This window comes from Serratia sp. EC4, from assembly GCF_059652115.1.
In genome coordinates this window covers 186,245-209,582 of sequence record NZ_JBNIDE010000008.1, presented here as the reverse complement: position 1 = coordinate 209,582, position 23,338 = coordinate 186,245, and the positions used below count along the sequence as shown (strand labels likewise).

Sequence of the window (23,338 nt, the reverse complement as noted above, 5' to 3'; positions counted from 1 at the left end):
TAAGCGTGCTGATATGGCTCAGTTGGTAGAGCGCACCCTTGGTAAGGGTGAGGTCCCCAGTTCGACTCTGGGTATCAGCACCACTTTATTTAAAGTGGGTTTAGAAGTTCGGCAGAAAAAAGAATTTGCTTGGCGGCAATAGCGCGGTGGTCCCACCTGACCCCATGCCGAACTCAGAAGTGAAACGCCGTAGCGCCGATGGTAGTGTGGGGTCTCCCCATGCGAGAGTAGGACACTGCCAAGCATCAAATAAGCCAAGAGGCCATCCGAAAGGATGGCCTTTTTGCTTTTAGGGCTTCTCATCTCCCGCGCCGATATCCTGGCGATCCTCGTGCAATGAAACATTTTCACCTTTCCGCTGAATGCTCGACAGCGACGGAAAAAAACGCTATCTTCGGGCATCTAGAAGTCTAAACGTATAAATGGATATGTGAGGGTTAAGCAATGCCGATTCGTGTTCCTGATGAGTTACCTGCGGTCAATTTCTTGCGCGGTGAGAATGTCTTCGTGATGACATCCTCGCGGGCAAAAACACAGGAAATCAGGCCACTGAAAGTGCTGATCCTCAACCTGATGCCAAAGAAGATCGAAACGGAAAACCAGTTTCTGCGTCTGTTGTCCAACTCGCCGCTGCAGATTGATATCCAGCTGCTGCGCATCGACAGCCGCGAATCGAAGAACACGCCGGCCGAGCATCTGAACAACTTCTACTGCGACTTCGAGGATATCCAGAATGAGAACTTCGATGGCCTGATTGTCACCGGCGCGCCGCTGGGGCTGGTTGATTTCTGCGATGTTGCCTACTGGCCGCAGATCGAACGGGTCATTGACTGGGCCAAAAACCATGTCACCTCTACGCTGTTCGTGTGCTGGGCGGTACAAGCGGCGTTGAATATCCTGTACGGCATTCCCAAGATGACGCGCGAAGTGAAGCTCTCCGGCGTTTATCCGCACCAAACGCTGCAGCAGCATGCGTTGCTGACGCGCGGCTTCGACGAAAGCTTCCTGGCGCCGCATTCACGCTATGCCGATTTCCCGACCGAGGTGATTCGCCAATATACCGACCTGGATATTCTGGCCGAATCCGAGCAGGCTGGCGCCTACCTGTTCGCCAGCAGGGATAAGCGCCTGGCATTTGTCACCGGCCATCCTGAGTATGATGCCCTGACCCTGGCCGGGGAGTATTGTCGCGACAACGAAGCTGGCCTCGATCCTGCCGTACCGCTCAACTACTTCCCCGCTGACAACCCCGCACTGACACCGAAAGCCACCTGGCGCAGCCATGGCCACCTGCTGTTCTCCAATTGGCTCAACTATTACGTCTACCAGATCACGCCTTACGATCTGCGCCATATGAATCCGACTCTCGACTGATCTTTTCTGCCTGCCGGCGGCTGAATCGAGGCCGCCGCGCTGTTGATCCTCTGTACGATCCTCTTTTTACCCGCCACTTTTCCTAAAAAACCATTGGCCAACAGCGCGTTAGCCTGTCTTTGCGATTCTATTGGAACCGATTTCCTTACCCGTTGGTTATGTTATTTGTTCTAACCAATTGATAATAAAGTGTTAATAAAATATTTAATAATAAAATGGAAATGGTTTTTGATTTTTATTTTTTGTTGAGTATTCTTAGAGCTATCGGGATGAGATCTGACCAGTTTGGGATCGTTTCATCCGCCCTGATCCACAGTGATTTCTGATGAAAATGCGCCGGTCGCTCGGGCGCAATGATGGGAAGGAGCAAGGTCATGACGCAACAGATAGCAGGCACGGAGTTAAGGTTTACCCAGGGTTTCGCCGCTGCGGAGCGCCAAGTATTAACGGATGAAGCGGTTGAATTCCTGGCGGAACTGGTGGGGAAATTCACGCCGCGGCGCAATGAGCTGCTGGCGGCGCGTGCCCGCTGGCAGCAAAATATCGATCGCGGCGAGCTGCCCGGATTTATTTCGGAAACCAATTCCATTCGTGAAGGCGACTGGCAGATCCGCGGCATTCCGCAAGACCTGCGCGATCGCCGGGTCGAGATCACCGGGCCGGTAGAACGCAAGATGGTGATCAATGCGCTTAACGCCAACGTAAAAGTGTTTATGGCGGACTTCGAAGACTCCCTGGCGCCAAGCTGGGATAAAGTCATCGACGGTCAAATCAACCTGCACGATGCGGTTAACGGCACCATCTCCTACACCAATGAAGCCGGCAAAATCTACCAGCTGAAACCGAATCCGGCGGTGTTGATCGCTCGCGTGCGCGGCCTGCATTTGCCGGAAAAACACGTGCTGTGGCGTGATGAAGCCATTCCCGGCGGCCTGTTCGATTTCGCGCTGTATTTTTATCACAACTATCGCCAGCTGTTGGCTAAGGGCAGCGGCCCGTATTTCTACCTGCCGAAAACCCAGTCCTGGGAAGAAGCGGCCTGGTGGAGCGATGTCTTCAGCTTTACCGAGGATCGATTCGATCTGCCGCGCGGCACCATCAAGGCGACGGTGTTGATCGAAACCCTGCCGGCGGTGTTCCAGATGGACGAGATCCTCTATCACCTACGCGATCACATCGTTGGCCTGAACTGCGGCCGCTGGGATTACATCTTCAGCTACATCAAAACGCTGAAGAATCACGGCGATCGCGTGCTGCCGGATCGTCAGTCGGTGACCATGGAGAAACCTTTCCTCAGCGCCTATTCACGCCTGTTGATCAGAACCTGTCATAAGCGCGGCGCCTTCGCCATGGGCGGCATGGCGGCGTTTATCCCGAGCAAAGACGCTGAGAAAAACGCCTGGGTGCTGAACAAGGTGCGGGCGGACAAAGAGTTGGAGGCCAACAATGGCCACGACGGCACCTGGGTGGCGCACCCGGGGCTGGCGGACACGGTGATGGAGGTGTTCGGCAACGCATTGGGCGATCGCCAGAACCAGCTGGACGTGATGCGTGAGCAGGATGCGCCAATCAGCGCCGCGCAGCTGCTGGAGCCATGCGACGGCGAACGCACCGAAGCGGGGATGCGCGCCAATATCCGCGTGGCGGTGCAGTACATCGAGGCCTGGATCTCCGGCAACGGCTGCGTGCCTATCTATGGGTTGATGGAAGATGCCGCGACGGCGGAGATCTCCCGTACCTCTATCTGGCAGTGGATCCACCACGAGAAGAGCCTGAACGACGGGCGCCCGGTCACCAAGGCGCTGTTCCGCCAGATGTTGCAAGAAGAGATGTTGGTGGTGCGTGAAGAAGTAGGGGAAGCGCGCTTTAACGCCGGCCGGTTCGAAGAGGCGGCGCGCCTGATGGAGCGCATCACCACGCAAGATGAATTAATCGATTTCCTGACGTTGCCCGGCTATGCGCTGCTGGCCTGAACTTTCCCAATCAACCCTACATGACTGAAAGGATAAAAATTATGTCTACCTCTCGCTCTCAACAGATCCAGCAGCTGGAACAGGAATGGAAATCGGCCCGTTGGGAAGGCATTACCCGCCCTTACAGCGCTGAAGACGTGATCAACCTGCGCGGTTCGGTCAACCCGGAATGCACCCTGGCACAAAACGGCGCCGCCAAACTGTGGGCGTTGCTGAACGGCAAGGCGCGCAAAGGCTACGTGAACTGCCTGGGCGCGCTCACCGGCGGCCAGGCGCTGCAGCAGGCCAAAGCCGGCGTCGAGGCCATCTACTTGTCCGGTTGGCAGGTGGCGGCCGACGCCAACAGCGCGGCGGCCATGTACCCTGACCAATCGCTGTATCCGGTGGACTCGGTGCCGAAGGTGGTCGAGCGCATCAACAACACCTTCCGCCGCGCCGATCAGATCCAATGGGCGAACCAGATTGAGCCGGGCAGCAAAGGGTACACCGATTATTTCCTGCCGATCGTCGCCGATGCGGAAGCCGGCTTCGGCGGCGTGTTGAACGCCTTTGAGCTGATGAAAGCGATGATTACCGCCGGGGCCGCCGGGGTGCACTTCGAAGATCAGCTGGCGGCGGTGAAGAAATGCGGCCATATGGGCGGCAAAGTGCTGGTGCCGACGCAAGAAGCGATCCAGAAACTGGTCGCCGCGCGCCTGGCGGCCGACGTTCTCGGCGTGCCGACGCTGGTGATCGCCCGTACCGACGCCGATGCGGCCGACCTGCTGACCTCTGACTGCGATCCGTATGACAGCGCCTTCGTCACCGGCGAGCGTACGGCGGAAGGCTTCTTCCGTACCCATGCCGGCGTCGAACAGGCGATCAGCCGCGGTCTGGCTTATGCCCCTTACGCCGATATGGTGTGGTGCGAAACCTCAACGCCGGATCTGGATGCCGCCCAGCGCTTCGCAGACGCCATCCACGCCAAATACCCGGGCAAGCTGCTGGCCTACAACTGCTCGCCGTCGTTCAACTGGAAGAAAAACCTCGACGACCAGACCATCGCCCGCTTCCAGCAGGCGCTGTCGGACATGGGCTACAAGTATCAGTTCATCACGCTGGCGGGGATCCACAGCATGTGGTTCAACATGTTCGACCTGGCGCACGCCTATGCGCAGGGTGAAGGGATGAAACACTACGTCGAGAAGGTGCAGCAGGCGGAGTTCGCCGCGGTAGAGCGCGGTTACACCTTCGCGTCGCACCAGCAAGAGGTGGGCACCGGCTACTTCGACAAGGTCACCACCATCATTCAGGGCGGCGCCTCTTCGGTCACCGCGCTGACCGGTTCGACGGAAGAACAGCAGTTCTGATGCGGCAAGCTTGAAGACGTTTCACCCGGAGCCTGCATGCGCAGGCTTCTTTTTCTGGCGGGGGGTAAGGATGGCGGCAAAACTGGAGTTGTTGATCGCTCAGACGATCCTGCAGGGCTTCGATGCGCAGTACGGCCGCTTTCTGGAAGTGACCGCCGGCGCGCAGCAGCGCTTTGAGCAGGCGGATTGGCCGGCGGTGCAGCAGGCGATGAAAAAGCGCATCCATCTTTACGACCATCACGTCGGCCTGGTGGTGGAGCAGCTCAAATGCATCACCGGGCAGAAATATTTCGACGCCGACTTCCCCAGCCGGGTCAAAGCGGTCTATATCGACCTGTTGCCGGACTACCCGCGTTTTGAGATCGCCGAAAGCTTCTTCAACTCGGTCTATTGCCGGTTGTTCAAGCATCGCGATCTGACGCCGGACAAGCTGTTCGTCTTCAGTTCGCAGCCGGAACGGCGCTTTCGCGACATTCCGCGTCCGCTGGCGCGCGATTTTACCGCCAATGGCGATCTGCCGGCGATGCTGCGCAGCGTGCTGAGCGATCTGCCGCTGCGGCTGCCGTGGGAGGATCTGACGCGCGATATTCGCTACATCACTCAGGCGCTGCAGCGCGCCTTCAGCCCACAGCAACTGACGGGGGCGACCTTCCAGATCGCCAACGAGCTGTTCTATCGCAACAAGGCCGCCTGGCTGGTCGGCAAGTTGCGCCTGGCCGACGGCGTTTACCCGTTCCTGTTGCCGATCCACCACAGCGAATCGGGCGCGCTGTTTATCGACGCCTGCCTGACCGGCAAGGCCGAGGCTAGCATCGTCTTCGGTTTCGCCCGCTCTTATTTCATGGTCTACGCGCCGCTGCCGGCGGCGATGGTGGAGTGGCTGCGCGAGATCCTGCCGGGCAAGACCACCGCCGAGCTGTACATGGCGATCGGCTGCCAGAAGCACGGCAAAACTGAATGCTACCGCGAATACCTGACTTTTATGGCGCACTCGCAGGAGCAGTTCATCATCGCGCCGGGGGTGAAGGGCATGGTGATGCTGGTGTTTACCCTGCCGTCCTTCGATCGGGTGTTTAAAGTGATCAAAGACGAATTCGCCCCGCAAAAAGAGGTGACGCAGGCGCAGGTGATGGCTTGCTATCAGCTGGTGAAAGAGCACGATCGCGTCGGGCGCATGGCGGATACCCAGGAGTACGAGAATTTCGTCGTCGACAAGGCGCGCCTCAGCCCGGAACTGCTGGCGGAGCTGCGGCGCGAAGTGCCGGACAAACTGGAAGATCTTGGCGATCGCATCGTGATTAAGCACCTGTATATGGAACGGCGCATGACCCCGCTGAATCTGTATCTGGAGCAGGCCAACGACCAGCAGATGCGCGATGCGATTGAAGAGTACGGCAATGCCATCAAACAGCTGGCCGCCGCCAATATCTTCCCCGGCGACATGCTGTTCAAGAACTTTGGCGTGACGCGCCACGGGCGGGTAGTGTTCTACGACTACGACGAGATTTGCTACATGACCGAGGTCAACTTCCGCGATATCCCGCCGCCGCGTTATCCGGAAGATGAACTGGCCAGCGAGCCGTGGTACAGCATCGCGCCCAACGACGTGTTCCCGGAAGAGTTCCGCCACTTTCTGTGCGGCGATCGGCGCATTCGGCAGATGTTTGAAGAGCTGCACAGCGATCTGTTTACCGCGGAGTATTGGCGCGGGTTGCAGCAGCGCATCCGCGAAGGGCATGTGGAAGACGTATTCGCTTATCGCAAGAAGCAGCGGTTCAGCCAGCGCAGCGGGGCGGCGCTGCCGGCCGCCACCGCTGCGATGTAAATCAGGCTTGAGCGCCCGCGACGGCGGCGCGCGCCAGTTCGGTAATGCGCGCGTAGTCGCCGCTTTCGAGCGCGTCCGCCGGCACCAGCCAGGAGCCGCCGATGCACAGCACGCTTTTCAGCGCCAGATAGCTGCGGTAGTTGTCCGGTGAGATGCCGCCGGTCGGGCAGAAGCGCACCTGCGGGAACGGGCCGCCGATCGCCTGCAGCGCTTTTATGCCGCCGTTGGCTTCCGCCGGGAAGAATTTAAACTCGCGCAGGCCGTAATCCATGCCCTGCATCAGTTCGGAAACGGTGCTGATGCCCGGGATCAAGGGAATGGAACCGGCGGTGGCGGCCTTAAGCAGCTCGTCGGTCAGGCCTGGGCTGATGGCGAACTGCGCGCCGGCTTCGGTCACTTCCCGCAACTGCTGCGGATTGATCACCGTACCGGCGCCGATGATCGCTTCCGGCACCTCTTGGGCGATGGCGCGAATGGCGTCCATGGCGCAGGCGGTGCGCAGCGTCACCTCCAGCACCCGCACGCCGCCGGCGACCAGCGCTTTCGCCAGCGGCACCGCATATTCCAGCTTGTTGATCACGATGACCGGCACCACCGGCCCCGCCGTCAGGATCTGCTCGGCGCTTGTTGTCCACTTGTTCATGCTGACGTTCTCCTCTGTGGCCGCCGCCAGGCGGCGATGCGGCCAGGCTATCGATTAAAATTTGATGCAGCAGGCGCCCTGTTCGGCGCCGGACAGCTGGCTGCGCAGCGCGCCGAACAGCTCGCGGCCGCAGCCGATGTGTTCCGCGCTCAGATCGGGTTGGCATGGCGTGCGCCGGGCCAGTTCGTCGGCGTCGACCAGCACCTGCAGCTCGCCGCTGCGGCCGTTGACGCGGATCGGATCGCCGTCGCGCACTTTCGCCAGCAGGCCGCCGGTATAGGCTTCCGGGGTGACGTGGATGGCGGAAGGCACCTTGCCGGAGGCGCCGGACAGGCGGCCGTCGGTCACCAGCGCCACTTTGAAGCCGCGATCCATCAGCACGCCCAGCGGCGGCATCAGCTTGTGCAGCTCGGGCATGCCGTTGGCCTGCGGCCCCTGGAAACGCACCACCACCACACAATCGCGATCCAGCTTGCCGGCTTCGAACGCCGGCACGATGTCGTGCTGGCTGTCGAACACTACCGCCGGCGCTTCGATGATCTGGTTGTCGGCGGGCACCGCCGAGGTTTTCATCACCGCGCGGCCCAGGTTGCCGGCCATCACTTTAGTGCCGCCGTGATGTTCAAACGGCTGAGTGACGCTGGCGATCACGCTGGCGTCGAGCGAGCCGGCCACGCCTTCGCGCCACACCAGTTGGCCGTTATCCAGCCACGGTTCCTGGGTGTAGCGGCGCAGGCCGAAACCGGCCACGGTATGCACGTCTTCGTGCAGCAGCCCGTGTTGCAGCAGCTCTCGCACCACCAGCGGCACGCCGCCGGCGGCCTGGAACTGGTTGATGTCGGCCGGGCCGTTCGGATAGATGCGGCACAGCAGCGGCACCGCCTCCGACAGCTCCGAGAAATCGTCCCAGGTGATGATGATGCCCGCCGCGCGCGCCATCGCCACCAGATGCATGGTCAGGTTGGTGGAGCCGCCGGTGGCCAGCAGCGAGACGATGCCGTTCACCACCACTTTCTCGTCCACCAGGCGGCCGATCGGCAGGTAGTTGCCGGCGGTATCGGTCAGTCGGGTCACCTGGCGCGCGGCGGCGTCGTTCAGCGCGTCGCGCAGCGGCGTGTCAGGATGGACGAAGGAGGCGCCCGGCAGATGCAGGCCCATCACTTCCATCACCATCTGGTTGGTGTTGGCGGTGCCGTAGAAGGTGCAGGTGCCGATGCCGTGATAAGAGGCGGCCTCGGCCTCCAGCAGCGCCAGGCGATCAGCCTTGCCTTCGGCGTACAGCTGGCGTACGCGCACCTTTTCCTTGTTCGGCAGGCCGCTGCTCATCGGGCCGGCCGGCACGAACAGCGCGGGCAGGTGGCCGAAGGAGAGGGCGGCCATCACCAGCCCCGGTACGATCTTGTCGCAGATGCCGAGGAACAGCGCGCCGTCGAACATATTGTGCGACAGGCCGACGGCGGCCGACATGGCGATCACGTCGCGGCTCATCAACGACAGCTCCATGCCGTCCTGCCCCTGCGTCACGCCGTCGCACATCGCCGGCACGCCGCCGGCCACCTGGCCCACGGCGCCGACCGCCTTCAGCGCCTGCTTCAGCCGCTGCGGGTAGTGTTCGTACGGCTGGTGGGCCGACAGCATGTCGTTGTAGGCGGTGATGATGGCGATATCGCTGCGCACCATGTTTTTCAGCGACGCCTTGTCATCGGGCTGACAGGCGGCGAAGCCGTGGGCCAGGTTGCCGCAGGCCAGCTGCGCGCGGTGGACGGTTTGGGCGCAGGCCGCCTCGATACGCGCCAGATAGGCGGCGCGGCTGGCCTGGGAACGGTCGATGATGCGCTGTGTGACACGGGACAAGGTTGGATTAATCATGCCTTCCTCACATTGCTGTTGTTATAGTCGCCGCCTGTGGCGGTGCCCCCGGGGGTGATTTGCAGCCCTGGTGTGCAAGGCCGGGGGCGATTTGGGATTTAAAACATCGTGAATGCAATCATGCCGATGGCGCCGCCGACGCTGCCCAGAATGGTTTCCATCACCGTCCAGGTTTTCAGCGTTTGCAGTTCGTTGGCGCCGGTGAATTTGCCGAACAGCCAGAAGCCGGCGTCGTTGACGTGGCTCAGCACGATGGAGCCGCCGGCGATGCAGATGGCCAGCGCGGCCAGTTGCCCGCCGCTGAGCCCGAGCTGGCTGGTGACCGGCAGCACCAGGCCGACGGTGGTCAGGCAGGCGACGGTGGCCGAGCCCTGAATCACCCGCACCATGGCGGACAGCGCGAACGCGGCTACGGCGATCGGCAGGCCGGCGCCGATCATGGCGTCACCCAGCGCCGGCCCGACGCCGGAATCTACCAGGATCTGCTTGAACACCCCGCCGGCGCCGGTCATCAGCAGGATGATCCCGGCCGGCTGCACCGCGGCGGAGCAGATGGCCAGGGTCTGTTCGTTGCTCATGCCGCGCGGTTTCGCCAGACCGTAAATCACGATCAGGCAGGCCAGCAGGATGGCGGTGAACGGGTGGCCGATAAACTCCAGCCACTGCTGCAGCTGCGAGCCGGGGGTGACCAGCCGCGCGCCGATAGTCTTCATGCCGACCAGCACCAGCGGGCACAGCACCAGCGCCAGGCTAAAGCCGAACGACGGCAGATTGCCCTTGGTCAGCGTCGGCTCATTCTCTTCCGGCGGCATTGGCCAGTTGACGAAGCGGCTGATAAAGCTGCCGTACAGCGGGCCGGCGATCAGCATGCCGATCACCGCCGCCACCAGGCCGATGGCGATCATCCAGCCGAAGTCGGCCTTCATCTGCGATGCCAGCAGCATCGGCACCGGCCCCGGCAGCAGGAAGGACGCGGCGGCGGCCACGCCGGCGAACAGCGGGATGGCCAGCTTGACGATATTGCCGTCGGTGCGGCGCGCCACGGCGAACACGATGCCGATCAGCAGCACCACCGCCACGTCAAAGAACAGCGGCAGCGCGCAGATCAGGCCGGCGATGCCGAGCGCGTAGTGCGCCTTGCTTTGTCCGAATCGTTTCAGCAATTGCGCCGCAATTTGATCGAGCGCGCCGACCTCATGCAGGATCTTGCCGAACATCGCCCCGAGCGCCACCACGATCGCCAGGAAGCCCAGCGTGTCGCCCATGCCTTTCTGCATGGTGTCGGCGATGTGTTCCAGCGGCATGCCGGAGAAAATGCCGGCGGCGATGGACACCAGCATCAGCGCGACGAAGGCGTGCATGCGCGCCTTCATCACCAGGAATAACAGCAGTAAAACCGAGCCGACTGCGGTACCGACCAGCGTTACAGTACTCACGCGCACACGTCCTGCGGCAGGAAGCTCTGGATATGGCGCACGGTATCGGCGATCACCGCGTCCAGCGGCTGATTGATGTCGATCGCCATCACGTCGTTCTCGTCGGCGCCCGGTTGCTCCAGCGCGGCGAACTGGGTGACCAGCATCTGCGGCTTGAAGAAGTGGCCGTTGCGCGCCGCCAGGCGGGATTCGATCACCGGGAACTCGCCGTGCAGATAGATGAATGACAGGTTGCCGTTGCCGGCGCGCAGGCGGTCGCGATACTGCTTTTTCAACGCCGAACAGACGATGATCGACACGTTGTTGGTGCGTTGCATGGCGAAGGCTGCGTCGTTGAGCGCGGCCAGCCACGGTGCGCGATCGTCGTCGTTCAACGCCTCGCCGGCGGCCATCTTCAGGATGTTGCTGCGCGGGTGCAGGAAGTCGCCGTCGAGGAAGCCGGCGGAGAGTTGGCGGGCCGCGGCGGCGGCGACGGCGGACTTGCCGCTGCCGGAAACGCCCATAACGACGTAAATGCGATTTTGATTGTTGGTCATGGTTTGGCTCCAAAACACCGGGTGACGTTACCTTCGTTCAGTCTGATTGTTACCGGTAACATGTTATCGGTAACATTGTCGAAGGAAGTTTGAGCGGTTGCAATGGGCTTTCGCCGTGAGGATCGTTAACTGTGATCGGCTTCAAGCTTTTTGCCTGTGTGCTAAACAGGATGCCGACAGCCTGTTACATGCTGACAACAGAGCATGGCAGGGGAGCAGGGGCGCGCTGGGGCGCCCCTCGGATGGGCTGGATCAGCGCACGCCGCCGTAGGCCAGGCTGATCTCTTTGGCTGCATGGATCACCAGCGCGCCCAGCTCGATCACGCGATCGTCGGTGATGCGCGACACCGGGCCGGAGATGGAAATGGCGGCGAAGGCTTCGCGGTGCTCGTCGAAGATGCAGGCCGCCACGCAGCGCAGGCCGAGCGCGTGCTCTTCGTCGTCAAAGGAGAAGCCCTGTTTGCGGATCTGCGCCAGCCCCTCTTTCAGGTTGTGTGGCGTCAGGGTGTGCGGCGTGTAGGTGTGCATGCCTTTCTTGTGCAACAGTTTGGTCACCTGATCGTCCGGCAGGGTGGCGAGGAACGCTTTGCCGGCGCCGGAGGCGTGCATCGGCAGTTTGCCGCCGATCGGCGCCGACATGCGCATCAGCGCCGTACACTGCACCTGATCGATGATGATCGCTTGGTACTCGCTGGTATCCAGCACCGCCAGGTTGACGGTTTCGCCGGACTCTTCCATCAGGCGGCGCAGCGTCGGATGCACCATCGCCAGCAGGTTGCGGCTTTGCAGGAAGCTGCTGCCGACCACAAAAGCGTGCGAGCCGATAGTCCACAGGCCGAGATCGCCGACCTGGCGCACGAATCCCTGCTGCTGCATGGTGGTGAGCAGGCGGTGAGTGGTGGAGTTCGGCAGGCCGGCCTGCTGGGCCAGATCGGTCAGCGCCACGTTGCCCTGGGCTTCCGAAATGTATTCCAACAGTTTCAGGCCACGGGTCAATGATTGTACCTGACCGGTCGCCGCACTGGCGGCGGGGGCTGCTGCGCGGGGCTTCTTGCCGCGCTTGGCGGGAGCAGGGGTGGCCATGGGTGAGATTCCTTTTTCCGTATGATGGAATTCATTTTCGTTTTTTGTCGATGAATTGCAAGCCGCCGTCAGCTCATCGGAGGTGTTGGCGCACAACCTGAAAAACTCTCAATTGTCGCCTGGCCCTTTGTCCTTACAAGCTGTGCTAGGATGACTCGTTGGTGTTTGCGGCAGTTGAGCAATGGGCTGGATGGCAATGGAAGGGGTTACAGTGACGAATCGAGTAGAACAACTGCGCCGCCAGTTAGCGCAGCGCATTTTGGTGTTGGACGGCGGCATGGGCACCATGATCCAGAGCTACCGTCTGGACGAGCGCGATTTTCGCGGTGAGCGTTTCGCCGACTGGCGCAGCGATCTGAAAGGCAATAACGATCTGCTGGTGCTGACCAAGCCGGAAGTGATCACCGCCATTCATTACGCCTATCTTGAGGCGGGCGCCGATATCCTTGAGACCAATACCTTCAACTCCACCTCCATCGCCATGGCCGACTACCACATGGAGTCGCTGTCCGCCGAGATTAACTATCAGGCCGCCTGCCTGGCGCGCGCCTGCGCCGACGAATGGACGGCGCGCACGCCGGAAAAACCGCGCTACGTCGCCGGGGTGTTGGGGCCGACCAACCGCACCGCGTCCATCTCGCCGAACGTCAACGATCCGGCGTTCCGCAACATCTCGTTCGATGAACTGGTGGCGGCGTACCGTGAATCGACCCGCGCGCTGGTGGAGGGCGGCGTCGATCTGATCATGATCGAAACCATCTTCGACACCCTCAACGCCAAGGCCGCCGCTTTTGCGGTGGAAACCGAATTCGAAGCGCTGGGGGTGGAACTGCCGATCATGATTTCCGGCACCATCACCGACGCCTCCGGCCGCACCCTGTCCGGCCAGACCACCGAAGCGTTTTACAATTCGCTGCGCCACGTCAAACCGCTGACCTTCGGCCTGAACTGCGCCCTGGGCCCGGACGAGCTGCGCCAGTACGTCGCCGAGCTGGCGCGCATCTCGGAGACCTATGTCACCGCGCACCCGAACGCCGGTTTGCCGAACGCCTTCGGCGAGTACGATCTGGATGCGGCCGAGATGGCGCGTCAGGTCGGGGAGTGGGCGCAGGCCGGCTTCCTCAATATCATCGGCGGCTGCTGCGGCACCACGCCGGAACATATCGCCGCGATGGCCAAGGCGGTCGAAGGCGTGCCGCCGCGCCGGCTGCCGGAGCTCCCGGTCGCCTGCCGCCTGGCCGGTCTGGAGCCGCTGACCATCGACGCCAACACCCTGTTCGTCAACGTCGGCGAGCGCACCAACGTCACCGGTTCGGCGCGTTTCAAACGCTTGATCAAAGAAGAGAAATACAACGAGGCGCTCGACGTGGCGCGCCAGCAGGTCGAGAGCGGCGCGCAGATCATCGACATCAACATGGACGAGGGGATGCTCGACGCCGAAGCGGCGATGGTGCGCTTCCTCAACCTGATCGCCGGCGAGCCGGATATCGCCCGGGTGCCGATCATGATCGACTCCTCCAAGTGGTCCGTTATCGAGAAAGGCCTGAAGTGCATTCAGGGCAAGGGCATCGTCAACTCGATCTCGATGAAGGAGGGCGAAGAGGCCTTTATCCATCACGCCAGGCTGGTGCGCCGCTACGGCGCCGCGGTGGTGGTGATGGCGTTCGACGAAGTGGGCCAGGCGGACACCCGCGAGCGCAAGTTCGAGATCTGTCGCCGCGCCTATAAAATTTTGACCGAACGCGTCGGCTTCCCGCCTGAAGACATCATTTTCGACCCGAACATCTTCGCCGTCGCCACCGGCATCGAAGAGCACAACAACTACGCCGTCGACTTTATCGAAGCCTGCGCCGACATCAAAACCCACCTGCCGCACGCGATGATCTCCGGCGGGGTGTCCAACGTGTCGTTCTCGTTCCGCGGCAACGATCCGGTGCGTGAGGCGATCCACGCGGTATTCCTGTATCACGCCATTCGCAACGGCATGGACATGGGCATCGTCAACGCCGGGCAGCTGGCGATTTACGACGATCTGCCTGGCGAGCTGCGCGAGGCGGTAGAAGACGTGATCCTCAACCGTCGCGAGGACGGCACCGAACGCCTGCTGGAACTGGCGGAAAAGTACCGCGGCAGCAAAGACGGCGAAGCGGCGGTGCAGCAGGCGGAATGGCGCGGCTGGCCGGTGGAGAAGCGGCTGGAATATTCGCTGGTGAAGGGCATCACCGAGTTTATCGAACTGGACACCGAAGAAGCGCGGCAGCAGGCCGAACGCCCGATCGAAGTGATCGAAGGGCCGCTGATGGCCGGGATGAACGTGGTCGGCGATCTGTTCGGCGAGGGCAAGATGTTCCTGCCGCAGGTGGTGAAATCCGCCCGCGTGATGAAGCAGGCGGTGGCCTACCTGGAACCGTACATCGAGGCCAGCAAGCAGCAGGGCACCTCCGCGGGGAAAATCCTGTTGGCGACGGTGAAGGGCGACGTGCACGACATCGGCAAGAACATCGTCGGCGTGGTGCTGCAGTGCAACAACTATGAAATCGTCGATCTTGGCGTGATGGTGCCGACGGAGAAAATCCTGCGCACCGCGCGCGAGGAGAACGTCGACATCATCGGCCTGTCGGGGCTGATCACGCCGTCGCTGGACGAGATGGTCAACGTGGCCAAAGAGATGGAGCGCCAGGGCTTTACGCTGCCGCTGCTGATCGGCGGCGCCACCACCTCCAAGGCGCACACCGCGGTGAAAATCGAGCAGAACTACAGCGGCCCGACCACCTACGTGCAAAACGCCTCGCGCACCGTGGGTGTGGTGTCGGCGCTGCTGTCCGCCACCCAGCGCGACGAGTTTGTGGCGCGCACCCGCAAAGAGTATGAAACGGTGCGCATTCAACACGCGCGCAAAAAGCCGCGCACGCCGCCGGTCGATTTGCAGAAGGCGCGCGCCAACGCCATGGAGCTGGACTGGGCCGACTATCAGCCGCCGGCGCCGCGGCAGCTTGGCGTGTTTCCGGTGTCGGCCGGCATCGAGACGCTGCGCCACTATATCGACTGGACGCCGTTCTTCATGACCTGGTCGCTGGCGGGCAAATACCCGCGCATCCTCGAGGATGAGGTGGTGGGGGAAGAGGCCAAGCGCCTGTTCCACGACGCCAATCAGATGTTGGATCGGCTGGCGGCCGAGCGTAGCCTCAACCCGCGCGGCGTTTACGGTTTGTTCCCGGCCAACCGCGTCGGCGACGACGTGGAAGTGTACTGCGACGAACAGCGCGGCGAGGTGCTGGCGGTGAGTCGCCACCTGCGCCAGCAGACGGAAAAAACCGACTTCCCGAACTATTGTCTGGCGGACTTCGTGGCGCCGAAAAGCAGCGGCAAGGCCGACTACTTCGGTGCCTTCGCGGTGACCGGCGGGCTGGAGGAGGACGCGCTGGCGGCGGCGTACGATGCACAGCACGACGATTACAACAAAATCATGGTCAAGGCGCTGGCGGATCGTTTGGCGGAGGCTTTCGCCGAATACCTGCACGAACAGGTGCGCAAGTTGCACTGGGGTTATGCCGCCGACGAGAACCTGAGCAACGAGGAACTGATCCGCGAAAACTATCAGGGCATCCGGCCGGCGCCGGGCTACCCGGCCTGCCCGGAGCACACCGAAAAAGCGACCATCTGGCAGCTGCTGGACGTCAACCGCCACACCGGCATGGAATTGACGGAGTCCTTCGCCATGTGGCCGGGGGCGGCGGTGTCCGGCTGGTACTTCAGCCATCCTGAGAGCAAGTACTTCGCGGTGGCGCAGATCCAGCGCGATCAGGTGGAAGACTATGCGGCGCGTAAAGGGATGAGCGTGAGCGAGGTCGAACGCTGGCTGGCGCCAAACCTCGGCTACGACGCCGACTGACTTTCCTCTTTAAGGGCGCAGCGATGCGCCCTTGTCATTTACAGCGCTTCCACATCGATGTGCAGCGCGTCGTACCGCCAATACTCCAGGTCGCAATCGATCACCCGGTCATGTTGATCGCGATTCACCCGCGTAATGAACAGCGCCGGGCTGCCGTAGGTCACCTTCAGCATGGCGGCGGCCTGCTGCGGCAGCAGGGTGGGCAGCATGTCGAAACGCACCCGGCCGTAGTGAATGCCGTAGCGCGCGGCGTACAGCGCGGTCAGCGACTGGGTCAGATCTTCGTCCAGAATACCGGGGAAATAGGCCGGATTGAGGTAGTGCTCGCAGTACAGCACCGCACGTCCGTCGATGTAGCGCAGCCGACGAATGCGATAGGCCTCGGCGCCGGAGGGCAGCGCCAGGCGGCCGGCCAGCGGCGCGTCGAGCGTGACGACCGCGCTGTCGATCGCTTCGGTATGCGCGGCGCGCCCCTGCTGCTGCGCCATGGCGTGAAAATGGCTGCGCTGCAGCGGGTTGTAGATCAAACGTGGCGGCGAGATGAACCAGCCGCGCCGCACCTGGCGGTAGATGACGCCCTGCGCTTCCAACTGGCCGAGCGCCTCCTGCAGGGTAATGCGGGTGGTGGCGAATTGCTCGCTCAGGGCGCGTTCGGAGGGCAGCTTGCCGCCCACGGCGAACTCGCCGGCGGTGATGCGGGCGTGCAGCGTTTGGCAGATGGTGGCGACGGTCGTCGGTGCTTCACTCATACAGCGGGTGTCCCGTTTCAGTGCGTTTGGCCTTTAAGGTAGACCAGCGTCGCGTTTTCGCCGTTGCAATGGGTGATAAAACTGTCGCTTTTTTAAGCTGACATATAATTATCACATTCGTCCGTTAGATTGGTTTGGTCCTTGCTGGACTAGTCCAGCCCTCCCCACACTACCACCTGGAGCATCAGTTATGAAACGTTTGTGCGCTTCTGTGTTAACCAGTGCCATCGTGTTATCCAGCCAGATGAGCTGGGCCGCGGATACCGATCTTGCGGCGCTGGAGCAGGCCGCGAAGAAAGAAGGCGAAGTCAACAGCGTCGGCATGCCGGACAGCTGGGCCAACTGGAAAGGCACCTGGCAAGATCTGTTGAGCAAGTACGGCCTGAAGCATGTCGATACCGACATGAGCTCCGCGCAGGAGATCGCCAAATTCGATGCGGAAAAGAACAACGCCACGGCGGACATTGGTGACGTCGGCGCGGCCTTCGGCCCGGTGGCGGTACAGAAGGGCGTGACGCAGCCGTACAAACCTTCTACCTGGGATCAGGTGCCGGATTGGGCGAAAGACAAAGACGGCCACTGGGCGCTGGCTTATACCGGCACCATCGCCTTTATCATCAACAAACAGCAGGTGAAAGACATCCCGCACAGCTGGGCCGATCTGCTGAAGGGCAGCTATCAGGTCACCATCGGCGACGTCGGCACCGCGTCGCAGGCGGCCAGCGGCGTGCTGGCGGCCACCTACGCCATGGGCGGCAACGAGAAAAACCTCAAGCCGGGCCTGGAATTCTTCGGCAAGCTGGCCAAGGCCGGCCGACTGAGCCTGAGTAACCCGGTGATCGCATCGCTGGAGAAAGGGGAAGTGCAGGTTGGCGTGGTGTGGGACTTCAACGGCCTGAACTACCGCGACCAGATCGACAAAACCCGTTTTGAAGTGCTGATCCCGTCGGACGGCTCGATCACCTCCGGCTACACCACCATCATCAACAAATACGCCAAGCACCCGAACGCCGCCAAACTGGCGCGCGAATACATCTTCTCCGACGCCGGCCAGATCAACCTGGCGCGCGGCTATGCGCGTCCGATCCGCGCCGAGCATCTGACGCTGCCGGACGACGTCAAGGCCAAGCTGCTGCCGGCCGAGCAGTACAAGAATGCGCACCCGATCGCCGATCCGGCGGCCTGGGAACAGAGCGCCAAAGCGCTGCCGCGTCTGTGGCAGGAAAACGTCATTATGTTTATGCAGCAGTGAGTTAACGCACCATGAAAACGATCCTCGTGCTGCTGGACGGCCTCAACTACCGGGTGGCGCACGACGCCATGGGGTATCTGCAGGCCGAATGCGCGGCGGGACGCGGGCGGTTGTACCTGCTGGAGAGCGAGTTGCCCTCGCTCTCCCGGCCGCTGTATGAATGCATCCTCACCGGCGTCACGCCGGTGGAGAGCGGCGTGGTGCATAACCACGTCTCGCGCCTTTCTCATCAACAAAGCGTGTTTCATTACGCGCGCGCCGCCGGGCTGACCACCGCCGCCGCCGCGTATCATTGGTTCAGCGAATTGTATAACCGCACGCCGTTCGACGCCGCGCGCGACCGCCATACCGACGCCCCCGAGCTGCCTATCCAGCACGGGCATTTTTATTACGACGACGGCTATCCCGACAGCCATCTGTTCGACGACGCCGAAAGCCTGCGCCAGCGTCATCAGCCGGACTTCCTGCTGATCCACCCGATGAACATCGACGATGCCGGCCACCGCTTTGGCCTCTCTTCGCCGCAGTACCGCAACGCGGCGCGCCGCGCCGACGGTTCGCTGTCGCGTTACCTGCCCGAGTGGCTGGCGGCCGGTTATCAGGTGCTGGTTACCGCCGACCACGGCATGAACGACGATCGCAGCCACGGCGGGGTGTTGCCGGAAGAGCGCCAGGTGCCGCTGTTCGTATTCGGCGCGGGCTTCAGCCAGGATGACGCCGATCCGCAGCAAACCGAGCTGTGCGGCACGATCTGCGATCTGCTGCAGGCGCCGCACGACAAGCCGCGCTGCCGGGCGCTGCTGGCGCAGGATGCGCGATGAACAGCAAAACCAAATGGATCGCCGCACTGTGCCTGCTGCCGTTTATCGTGCTGTTCGGCGCGTTTCAGATCGCCCCGCTGGTGTGGATCGCCGTTCACAGCTTTTTCAGCGAGAGCAGCGGCTGGGGATGGGGCAACTATGTCGATATCCTCACGTCGCCGTTCTACCTGCAGGCTTTTCAGTTCTCGCTGGAGATCTCGCTGTGGTCGAGCGTCTACGGCTTGCTGATTGCATTAGTGGGCAGTTACTCACTGCGCCAGCTCGGCCAGGCCCGGTTTCATGACTTTGTGATGTCGTTCACCAACATGACCAGCAATTTCGCCGGGGTGCCGCTGGCGTTCGCCTTCGTCATTCTGCTGGGGCTGAACGGCTGCCTGACGCTGCTGCTGCGAAAATACGGTTTGATGGAGAGCTTCAACCTCTATTCGAAGAGCGGCCTGATCGTGCTGTACACCTACTTCCAGATCCCGCTCGGGGTGCTGCTGCTGTATCCGGCATTCGACGCGCTGCGCGCCGACTGGCGCGAATCGGCGGCGCTGCTCGGCGCCGGCCCCTGGCGCTACTGGCGGCATATCGGCCTGCCGGTACTGGCGCCGGCGCTGATGGGCACCTTCGTCATCCTGCTGGCCAACGCGCTGGGCGCCTACGCCACGGTGTACGCGCTGACCACCGGCAACTTCAACGTGATCCCGATCCGCATCTCGGCGCTGGTGGCGGGGGACATCTCCCTCGATCCGAACCTGGCCAGCGCGTTGGCGATGCTGCTGGTGGTAATGATGGCGTTTATCACGGTGATCCACCAATGGATGCTGCGCAGGAGTTACCTCAATGCGCGCTCATAATCGGATGGAGAATGCTCATGTCGCGTGCTGAACGCCTCTATCACCGCACGGTGACCGGCCTGCTGCTGCTGATCCTGCTGCTGCCGCTGGCGGCGACGCTGATTTACGCGCTGGCCACCCAGTGGGGCGCCACCATTTTACCGGACGGCTTTACCCTGAAGTGGCTGACGGCGCTGTGGAGCGACCCGCGCTTTTTGCAGGCGCTGTGGCACTCGCTGCTGATCTGCTTCGGCACGCTGCTGCTGTCGGTGGTGGTGATCCTGCCGGCGATGTTTGTAATCGCTTACTACTTCCCTAGGCTTGACGCGGTAATGAATGTGCTGATTCTGCTGCCGTTCGCCGTGCCGCCGGTGGTGTCGGCGGTGGGGCTGATGCAGCTGTTCGCCGCCGATCCGCTGCCGCTGCTCGGCACTCCCTGGATTTTGGTGGGCTGTTATTTCACCATCGCGCTGCCGTTTATCTACCGGGCCATCAGCAACAACATGCAGGCGATTAACCTGCGCGATCTGATGGACGCCGCGCACCTGCTGGGCGCCAGCACCTGGCAGGCGGCGCTGTGGGTGGTGCTGCCGAACCTGCGCAAGGGCGGAACGATCGCCGTGCTGCTGTCGTTTTCGTTCCTGATCGGCGAGTTCGTGTTCGCCAACCTGCTGGTGGGCAGCCAGTATGAAACGCTGCAGGTCTATCTGTTCAATATGCGCAACGGCAGCGGGCACTTTACCAGCGCGCTGGTCATCTCTTATTTCGCCGTGGTGCTGCTCGTCACCTGGCTGGCGAACCTGCTGAATAAAAACAAGGGCTAACCCGATGGCTTATCTCAACGTCACCCGTTTGAACAAACACTATGGCCAGACTCAGGTGTTTCAGGATATCGATTTCACCGCCGAAGAGGGGGAGTTCGTCACCCTGCTGGGGCCGAGCGGCTGCGGCAAATCGACGCTGCTGCGCTGTCTGGCCGGCCTGACCCCGGTCGACAGCGGGCATATTTTGCTGCAGGGCCAGGATCTGGTGCCGCTGGCGCCGCAAAAGCGCGGCATCGGCATGGTGTTCCAAAGTTATGCGCTGTTTCCCAATATGACGGTGGAAGGCAACGTGGCCTTCGGCCTGAAAATGCAGAAGCTGGCGGCCGGGCAGATCGGCCAGCGGGTGCAGGAGGTGCTGGCGCTGGTGGAGCTGAGCGATCTGGCGAAGCGCTATCCGCATCAGCTGTCGGGCGGCCAGTGTCAGCGCGTGGCGTTGGCGCGATCGCTGGTCACTCGCCCGCGTCTGCTGCTGCTCGACGAACCGCTGTCGGCGCTGGACGCGCGCATCCGCAAACACCTGCGTGAGCAAATTCGGCGCATTCAGCGCGAGCTGAACCTGACGGCGATCTTCGTCACTCACGATCAGGAAGAGGCGCTGACCCTGTCGGATCGCATCGTCCTGATGAACAAGGGGCAGATCGTGCAGAGCGGCGATGCGGAAACCCTGTATACCCAGCCGGCGGACGCTTTCGCCGCCGGTTTTATCGGCAACTATAACCTGCTGAGCGCCGAACAGGCCGGCCGGCTGACCGGGCGCAGTTATGCCGGCAAGGTGGCGATCCGTCCCGAATCGATCGGCCTGTTGCCGGCCGGACAGGGGATCGGCGGGGTGATCCTGGGCCACAGTTTGCTCGGGAATGTGGTACGCTATCGGATTCAGGTTCGTGAGGTAGAGTTGCTGGTTGACGTGCTCAACCGTTCGGTGGCCGATCTGCGGCCCGACGGCGCGGAAATTGGTCTACACTTGGAACCTGTTGTATTGCGGGAAGTTGCATGACTTCGCAGCGCGGCGCAGGGGCTCTCCCACCGCCGTCTTAACCCTTCTTTTCTGCGGTCTGCCCCCGCCCGCTGTCCTGCCAGACCCACGCCCGGCAGGCGGGACCGCGCGCTGTACCCGTCAGTCTTTTTTGCCCGCCGGCTGCGGCTGGGGCGAACAGAACCGTTCCGTCCGTCCGCGCCGCCTGACAAGCATCGGGTATCAGCCTCCTTTGGCCGGGCGTTAATGGAGCGTATCTTCCGTGCTGACTCTTCTTCACCTGCTTTCGTCCGTGGCGCTGTTGGTGTGGGGAACCCACATCGTGCGCACCGGGATCATGCGGGTTTACGGCGCCAATCTGCGGCGCGTTTTGAGCGACAGCGTTGAGAAAAAACCGTTGGCGTTTGTTTCCGGCATCGGTGTGACCGCGCTGGTGCAAAGCAGCAACGCCACGGCGCTGCTGGTGACCTCTTTCGTCGCACAGGGGCTGGTGGGGCTGGCGCCTGCGCTGGTGATCATGCTCGGCGCCGACGTCGGCACCGCGCTGATGGCGCGCGTGCTGACCTTCGATCTTTCCTGGCTGTCGCCGCTGCTGATCCTGGTCGGCGTCTTCCTGTTCCTCAGCCGCAAGCAGATGCGGATCGGCCAGATCGGACGCGTCCTGATCGGCCTTGGGCTGATCGTGCTGGCGCTGGAGCTGATCGTGGCCGCCGCCACGCCGATCACCCAGGCGGCCGGGGTGAAAGTGCTGTTCTCGTCGCTGACCGGCGACGTGATGCTGGACGCCCTGACCGGCGCGCTGTTCGCCATCGTCAGCTATTCCAGCCTGGCGGCGGTGCTGCTGACCGCCACCCTGACCGCCACCGGCGTGATTTCGCTGAAGGTGGCGCTCTGTCTGGTGATCGGCGCCAACCTCGGCAGCGGCCTGTTGGCGATGATCAACGCCAGCGGTCAGAACGCCGCCGGGCGGCGCGTGGCGCTCGGCAGCCTGCTGTTCAAGCTGGTGGGCTGCATACTGGTGCTGCCGTTCGTCTCCTATCTGGCGGATTTGATGGCTCAACTGCCGGGCGGCAGCGAAGAGCTGGTGATCTATTTCCACGTGTTCTACAACCTGATCCGCTGCCTGGTGATGATCCCGCTGGCCGGGCCGATGGCGACGCTGTGCGAACGGCTGATCGTCGACGAAGCGGCCGACGATCCGCGCATGCGGCCGCGCCATCTGGACGCCAGCGCGCTGGACACGCCGACGCTGGCGTTGGCCAACGCGGCGCGCGAAACGCTGCGCATGGGCGACGTGGTGGAACACATGATGATCCTGCAACGTGAAGTGTTGCACGGTAAGCAGGGGGTCGATAAAGAGGTGCGGCGCCTCGACGATGACGTCGACGTGCTGTACACCGCCATCAAGCTGTATCTGGCGCAGATCCAGAAGGAAGATCTGGGCGAGGAAGACTCGCGCCGCTGGGCGGAAATCATCGAAATGGCGCTCAACCTGGAACAGGCGGGCGACATCATCGAGCGCATGGCCGGCGACGTGGGCGCCAAGTCGCACGCCGCGCGCCGCGCCTTCTCGGCGGAAGGGTTGGCGGAGCTGGACGGGCTGCACGAACGGCTGATCGGCAACCTGCGCCTGGGGCTGTCGGTGTTCCTGTCCGGCGACGTCACCAGCGCCAAACGCCTGCGCCGTTCCAAGCACCGCTTCCGCATTTTGGATCGCCGCTACGCGCACGCGCACGTCGATCGTTTGCACCAGCAAAACGTGCAGAGCATCGAGACCAGTTCGTTGCATTTGGGATTGTTGGGGGACATGAAGCGCCTGAACTCGCTGTTTTGCGCCGTGGCTTACAACGTGTTGGATCAGGATGCCAAGGATGACGATCGCGACTGGGAAGACACCCCGAGCACGCTGTAAAAA

Annotated in this window: 17 protein-coding genes, 1 tRNA gene and 1 rRNA gene; 13 read left to right on the top strand and 6 right to left on the bottom strand. The window is 62.2% G+C overall.

Annotated features, from left to right (window positions below; genetic code table 11):
* Nucleotides 1–7 precede the first annotated feature (7 nt).
* The 6 genes from ACP39K_RS20080 (at nucleotide 8) to aceK (ending at nucleotide 6,521) form a co-directional block, all read left to right on the top strand.
* Nucleotides 8–83, top strand: a tRNA-Thr gene (locus ACP39K_RS20080).
* A 45-nt stretch (nucleotides 84–128) separates the two neighbouring features.
* Nucleotides 129–244 (top strand): 5S ribosomal RNA (gene rrf, locus ACP39K_RS20075).
* Between the two features lie 200 nt (nucleotides 245–444).
* Nucleotides 445–1,374: a homoserine O-acetyltransferase MetA gene (gene metA, locus ACP39K_RS20070; RefSeq protein WP_161545109.1), complete on the top strand. Its 930-nt coding sequence runs from the start codon at nucleotides 445–447 to the stop codon at nucleotides 1,372–1,374.
* Nucleotides 1,375–1,748: 374 nt separating this feature from the next.
* Nucleotides 1,749–3,347, top strand: a complete 1,599-nt coding sequence (gene aceB / locus ACP39K_RS20065; protein ID WP_048796911.1) for a malate synthase A — start codon at nucleotides 1,749–1,751, stop codon at nucleotides 3,345–3,347.
* A gap of 41 nt (nucleotides 3,348–3,388) precedes the next feature.
* Nucleotides 3,389–4,696, top strand: a complete 1,308-nt coding sequence (gene aceA, locus ACP39K_RS20060) for an isocitrate lyase (RefSeq protein ID WP_033639246.1) — start codon at nucleotides 3,389–3,391, stop codon at nucleotides 4,694–4,696.
* 70 nt (nucleotides 4,697–4,766) lie between these two features.
* Nucleotides 4,767–6,521 (top strand): bifunctional isocitrate dehydrogenase kinase/phosphatase, encoded by a 1,755-nt coding sequence (gene aceK, locus ACP39K_RS20055; RefSeq protein ID WP_033639248.1) that lies wholly within the window; start codon nucleotides 4,767–4,769, stop codon nucleotides 6,519–6,521.
* Between the two features lies 1 nt (nucleotide 6,522).
* On the opposite strand, the gene ACP39K_RS20050 is transcribed toward aceK, so the two are convergent.
* From ACP39K_RS20050 to iclR, 5 genes are all read right to left on the bottom strand, one after another.
* On the bottom strand, nucleotides 6,523–7,164 hold the full coding sequence (locus tag ACP39K_RS20050; RefSeq protein WP_497008788.1) for a bifunctional 4-hydroxy-2-oxoglutarate aldolase/2-dehydro-3-deoxy-phosphogluconate aldolase: 642 nt from the start codon (nucleotides 7,162–7,164) through the stop codon (nucleotides 6,523–6,525).
* 54 nt (nucleotides 7,165–7,218) lie between these two features.
* Complete coding sequence (gene edd / locus ACP39K_RS20045) at nucleotides 7,219–9,033, bottom strand: phosphogluconate dehydratase (protein ID WP_497008787.1); 1,815 nt, start codon at nucleotides 9,031–9,033, stop codon at nucleotides 7,219–7,221.
* Between the two features lie 98 nt (nucleotides 9,034–9,131).
* On the bottom strand, nucleotides 9,132–10,469 hold the full coding sequence (gene gntU, locus ACP39K_RS20040; protein ID WP_015379253.1) for a gluconate transporter: 1,338 nt from the start codon (nucleotides 10,467–10,469) through the stop codon (nucleotides 9,132–9,134).
* On the bottom strand, nucleotides 10,466–11,005 hold the full coding sequence (gntK, locus tag ACP39K_RS20035; protein ID WP_004936645.1) for a gluconokinase: 540 nt from the start codon (nucleotides 11,003–11,005) through the stop codon (nucleotides 10,466–10,468). The genes gntU and gntK overlap by 4 nt, the downstream gene beginning before the upstream one ends.
* A 252-nt stretch (nucleotides 11,006–11,257) precedes the next feature.
* A complete protein-coding gene (gene iclR / locus ACP39K_RS20030; protein ID WP_004936648.1) occupies nucleotides 11,258–12,088 on the bottom strand; it encodes a glyoxylate bypass operon transcriptional repressor IclR in 831 nt (276 codons plus the stop codon).
* A 196-nt stretch (nucleotides 12,089–12,284) separates the two neighbouring features.
* Here iclR and metH point away from each other — a divergent pair, with 196 nt between their 5' ends.
* Nucleotides 12,285–15,980, top strand: a complete 3,696-nt coding sequence (metH, locus tag ACP39K_RS20025; protein ID WP_497008786.1) for a methionine synthase — start codon at nucleotides 12,285–12,287, stop codon at nucleotides 15,978–15,980.
* 38 nt (nucleotides 15,981–16,018) lie between these two features.
* Here the strand turns inward: metH and ACP39K_RS20020 are convergent, their stop codons facing one another.
* Nucleotides 16,019–16,729 carry a UTRA domain-containing protein gene (locus ACP39K_RS20020; protein ID WP_004936656.1) on the bottom strand — a complete coding sequence of 237 codons (711 nt, stop codon included), beginning with the start codon at nucleotides 16,727–16,729 and terminating at the stop codon, nucleotides 16,019–16,021.
* 190 nt (nucleotides 16,730–16,919) lie between these two features.
* Between ACP39K_RS20020 and ACP39K_RS20015 the strand changes: the two genes are divergently transcribed.
* The 6 genes from ACP39K_RS20015 to ACP39K_RS19990 all read left to right on the top strand — a co-directional run bounded on the left by ACP39K_RS20015 (nucleotide 16,920) and on the right by ACP39K_RS19990 (nucleotide 23,335).
* Nucleotides 16,920–17,981 (top strand): ABC transporter substrate-binding protein, encoded by a 1,062-nt coding sequence (locus ACP39K_RS20015; RefSeq protein ID WP_004936660.1) that lies wholly within the window; start codon nucleotides 16,920–16,922, stop codon nucleotides 17,979–17,981.
* 11 nt (nucleotides 17,982–17,992) lie between these two features.
* Nucleotides 17,993–18,802, top strand: a complete 810-nt coding sequence (locus ACP39K_RS20010; protein WP_033639252.1) for an alkaline phosphatase family protein — start codon at nucleotides 17,993–17,995, stop codon at nucleotides 18,800–18,802.
* Nucleotides 18,799–19,644: an ABC transporter permease gene (locus ACP39K_RS20005; protein WP_147826816.1), complete on the top strand. Its 846-nt coding sequence runs from the start codon at nucleotides 18,799–18,801 to the stop codon at nucleotides 19,642–19,644. Before ACP39K_RS20010 ends, ACP39K_RS20005 begins: the two co-directional genes overlap by 4 nt.
* Before the next feature lie 17 nt (nucleotides 19,645–19,661).
* Nucleotides 19,662–20,447 (top strand): ABC transporter permease, encoded by a 786-nt coding sequence (locus tag ACP39K_RS20000; protein WP_033639254.1) that lies wholly within the window; start codon nucleotides 19,662–19,664, stop codon nucleotides 20,445–20,447.
* A 4-nt stretch (nucleotides 20,448–20,451) separates the two neighbouring features.
* Nucleotides 20,452–21,444 (top strand): ABC transporter ATP-binding protein, encoded by a 993-nt coding sequence (locus ACP39K_RS19995; protein ID WP_004936671.1) that lies wholly within the window; start codon nucleotides 20,452–20,454, stop codon nucleotides 21,442–21,444.
* A 241-nt stretch (nucleotides 21,445–21,685) separates the two neighbouring features.
* The gene (locus tag ACP39K_RS19990; protein WP_016930295.1) at nucleotides 21,686–23,335 is read left to right on the top strand and encodes a Na/Pi cotransporter family protein; all 1,650 of its coding nucleotides are present in this window, start codon (nucleotides 21,686–21,688) and stop codon (nucleotides 23,333–23,335) included.
* Nucleotides 23,336–23,338: the final 3 nt, after the last annotated feature.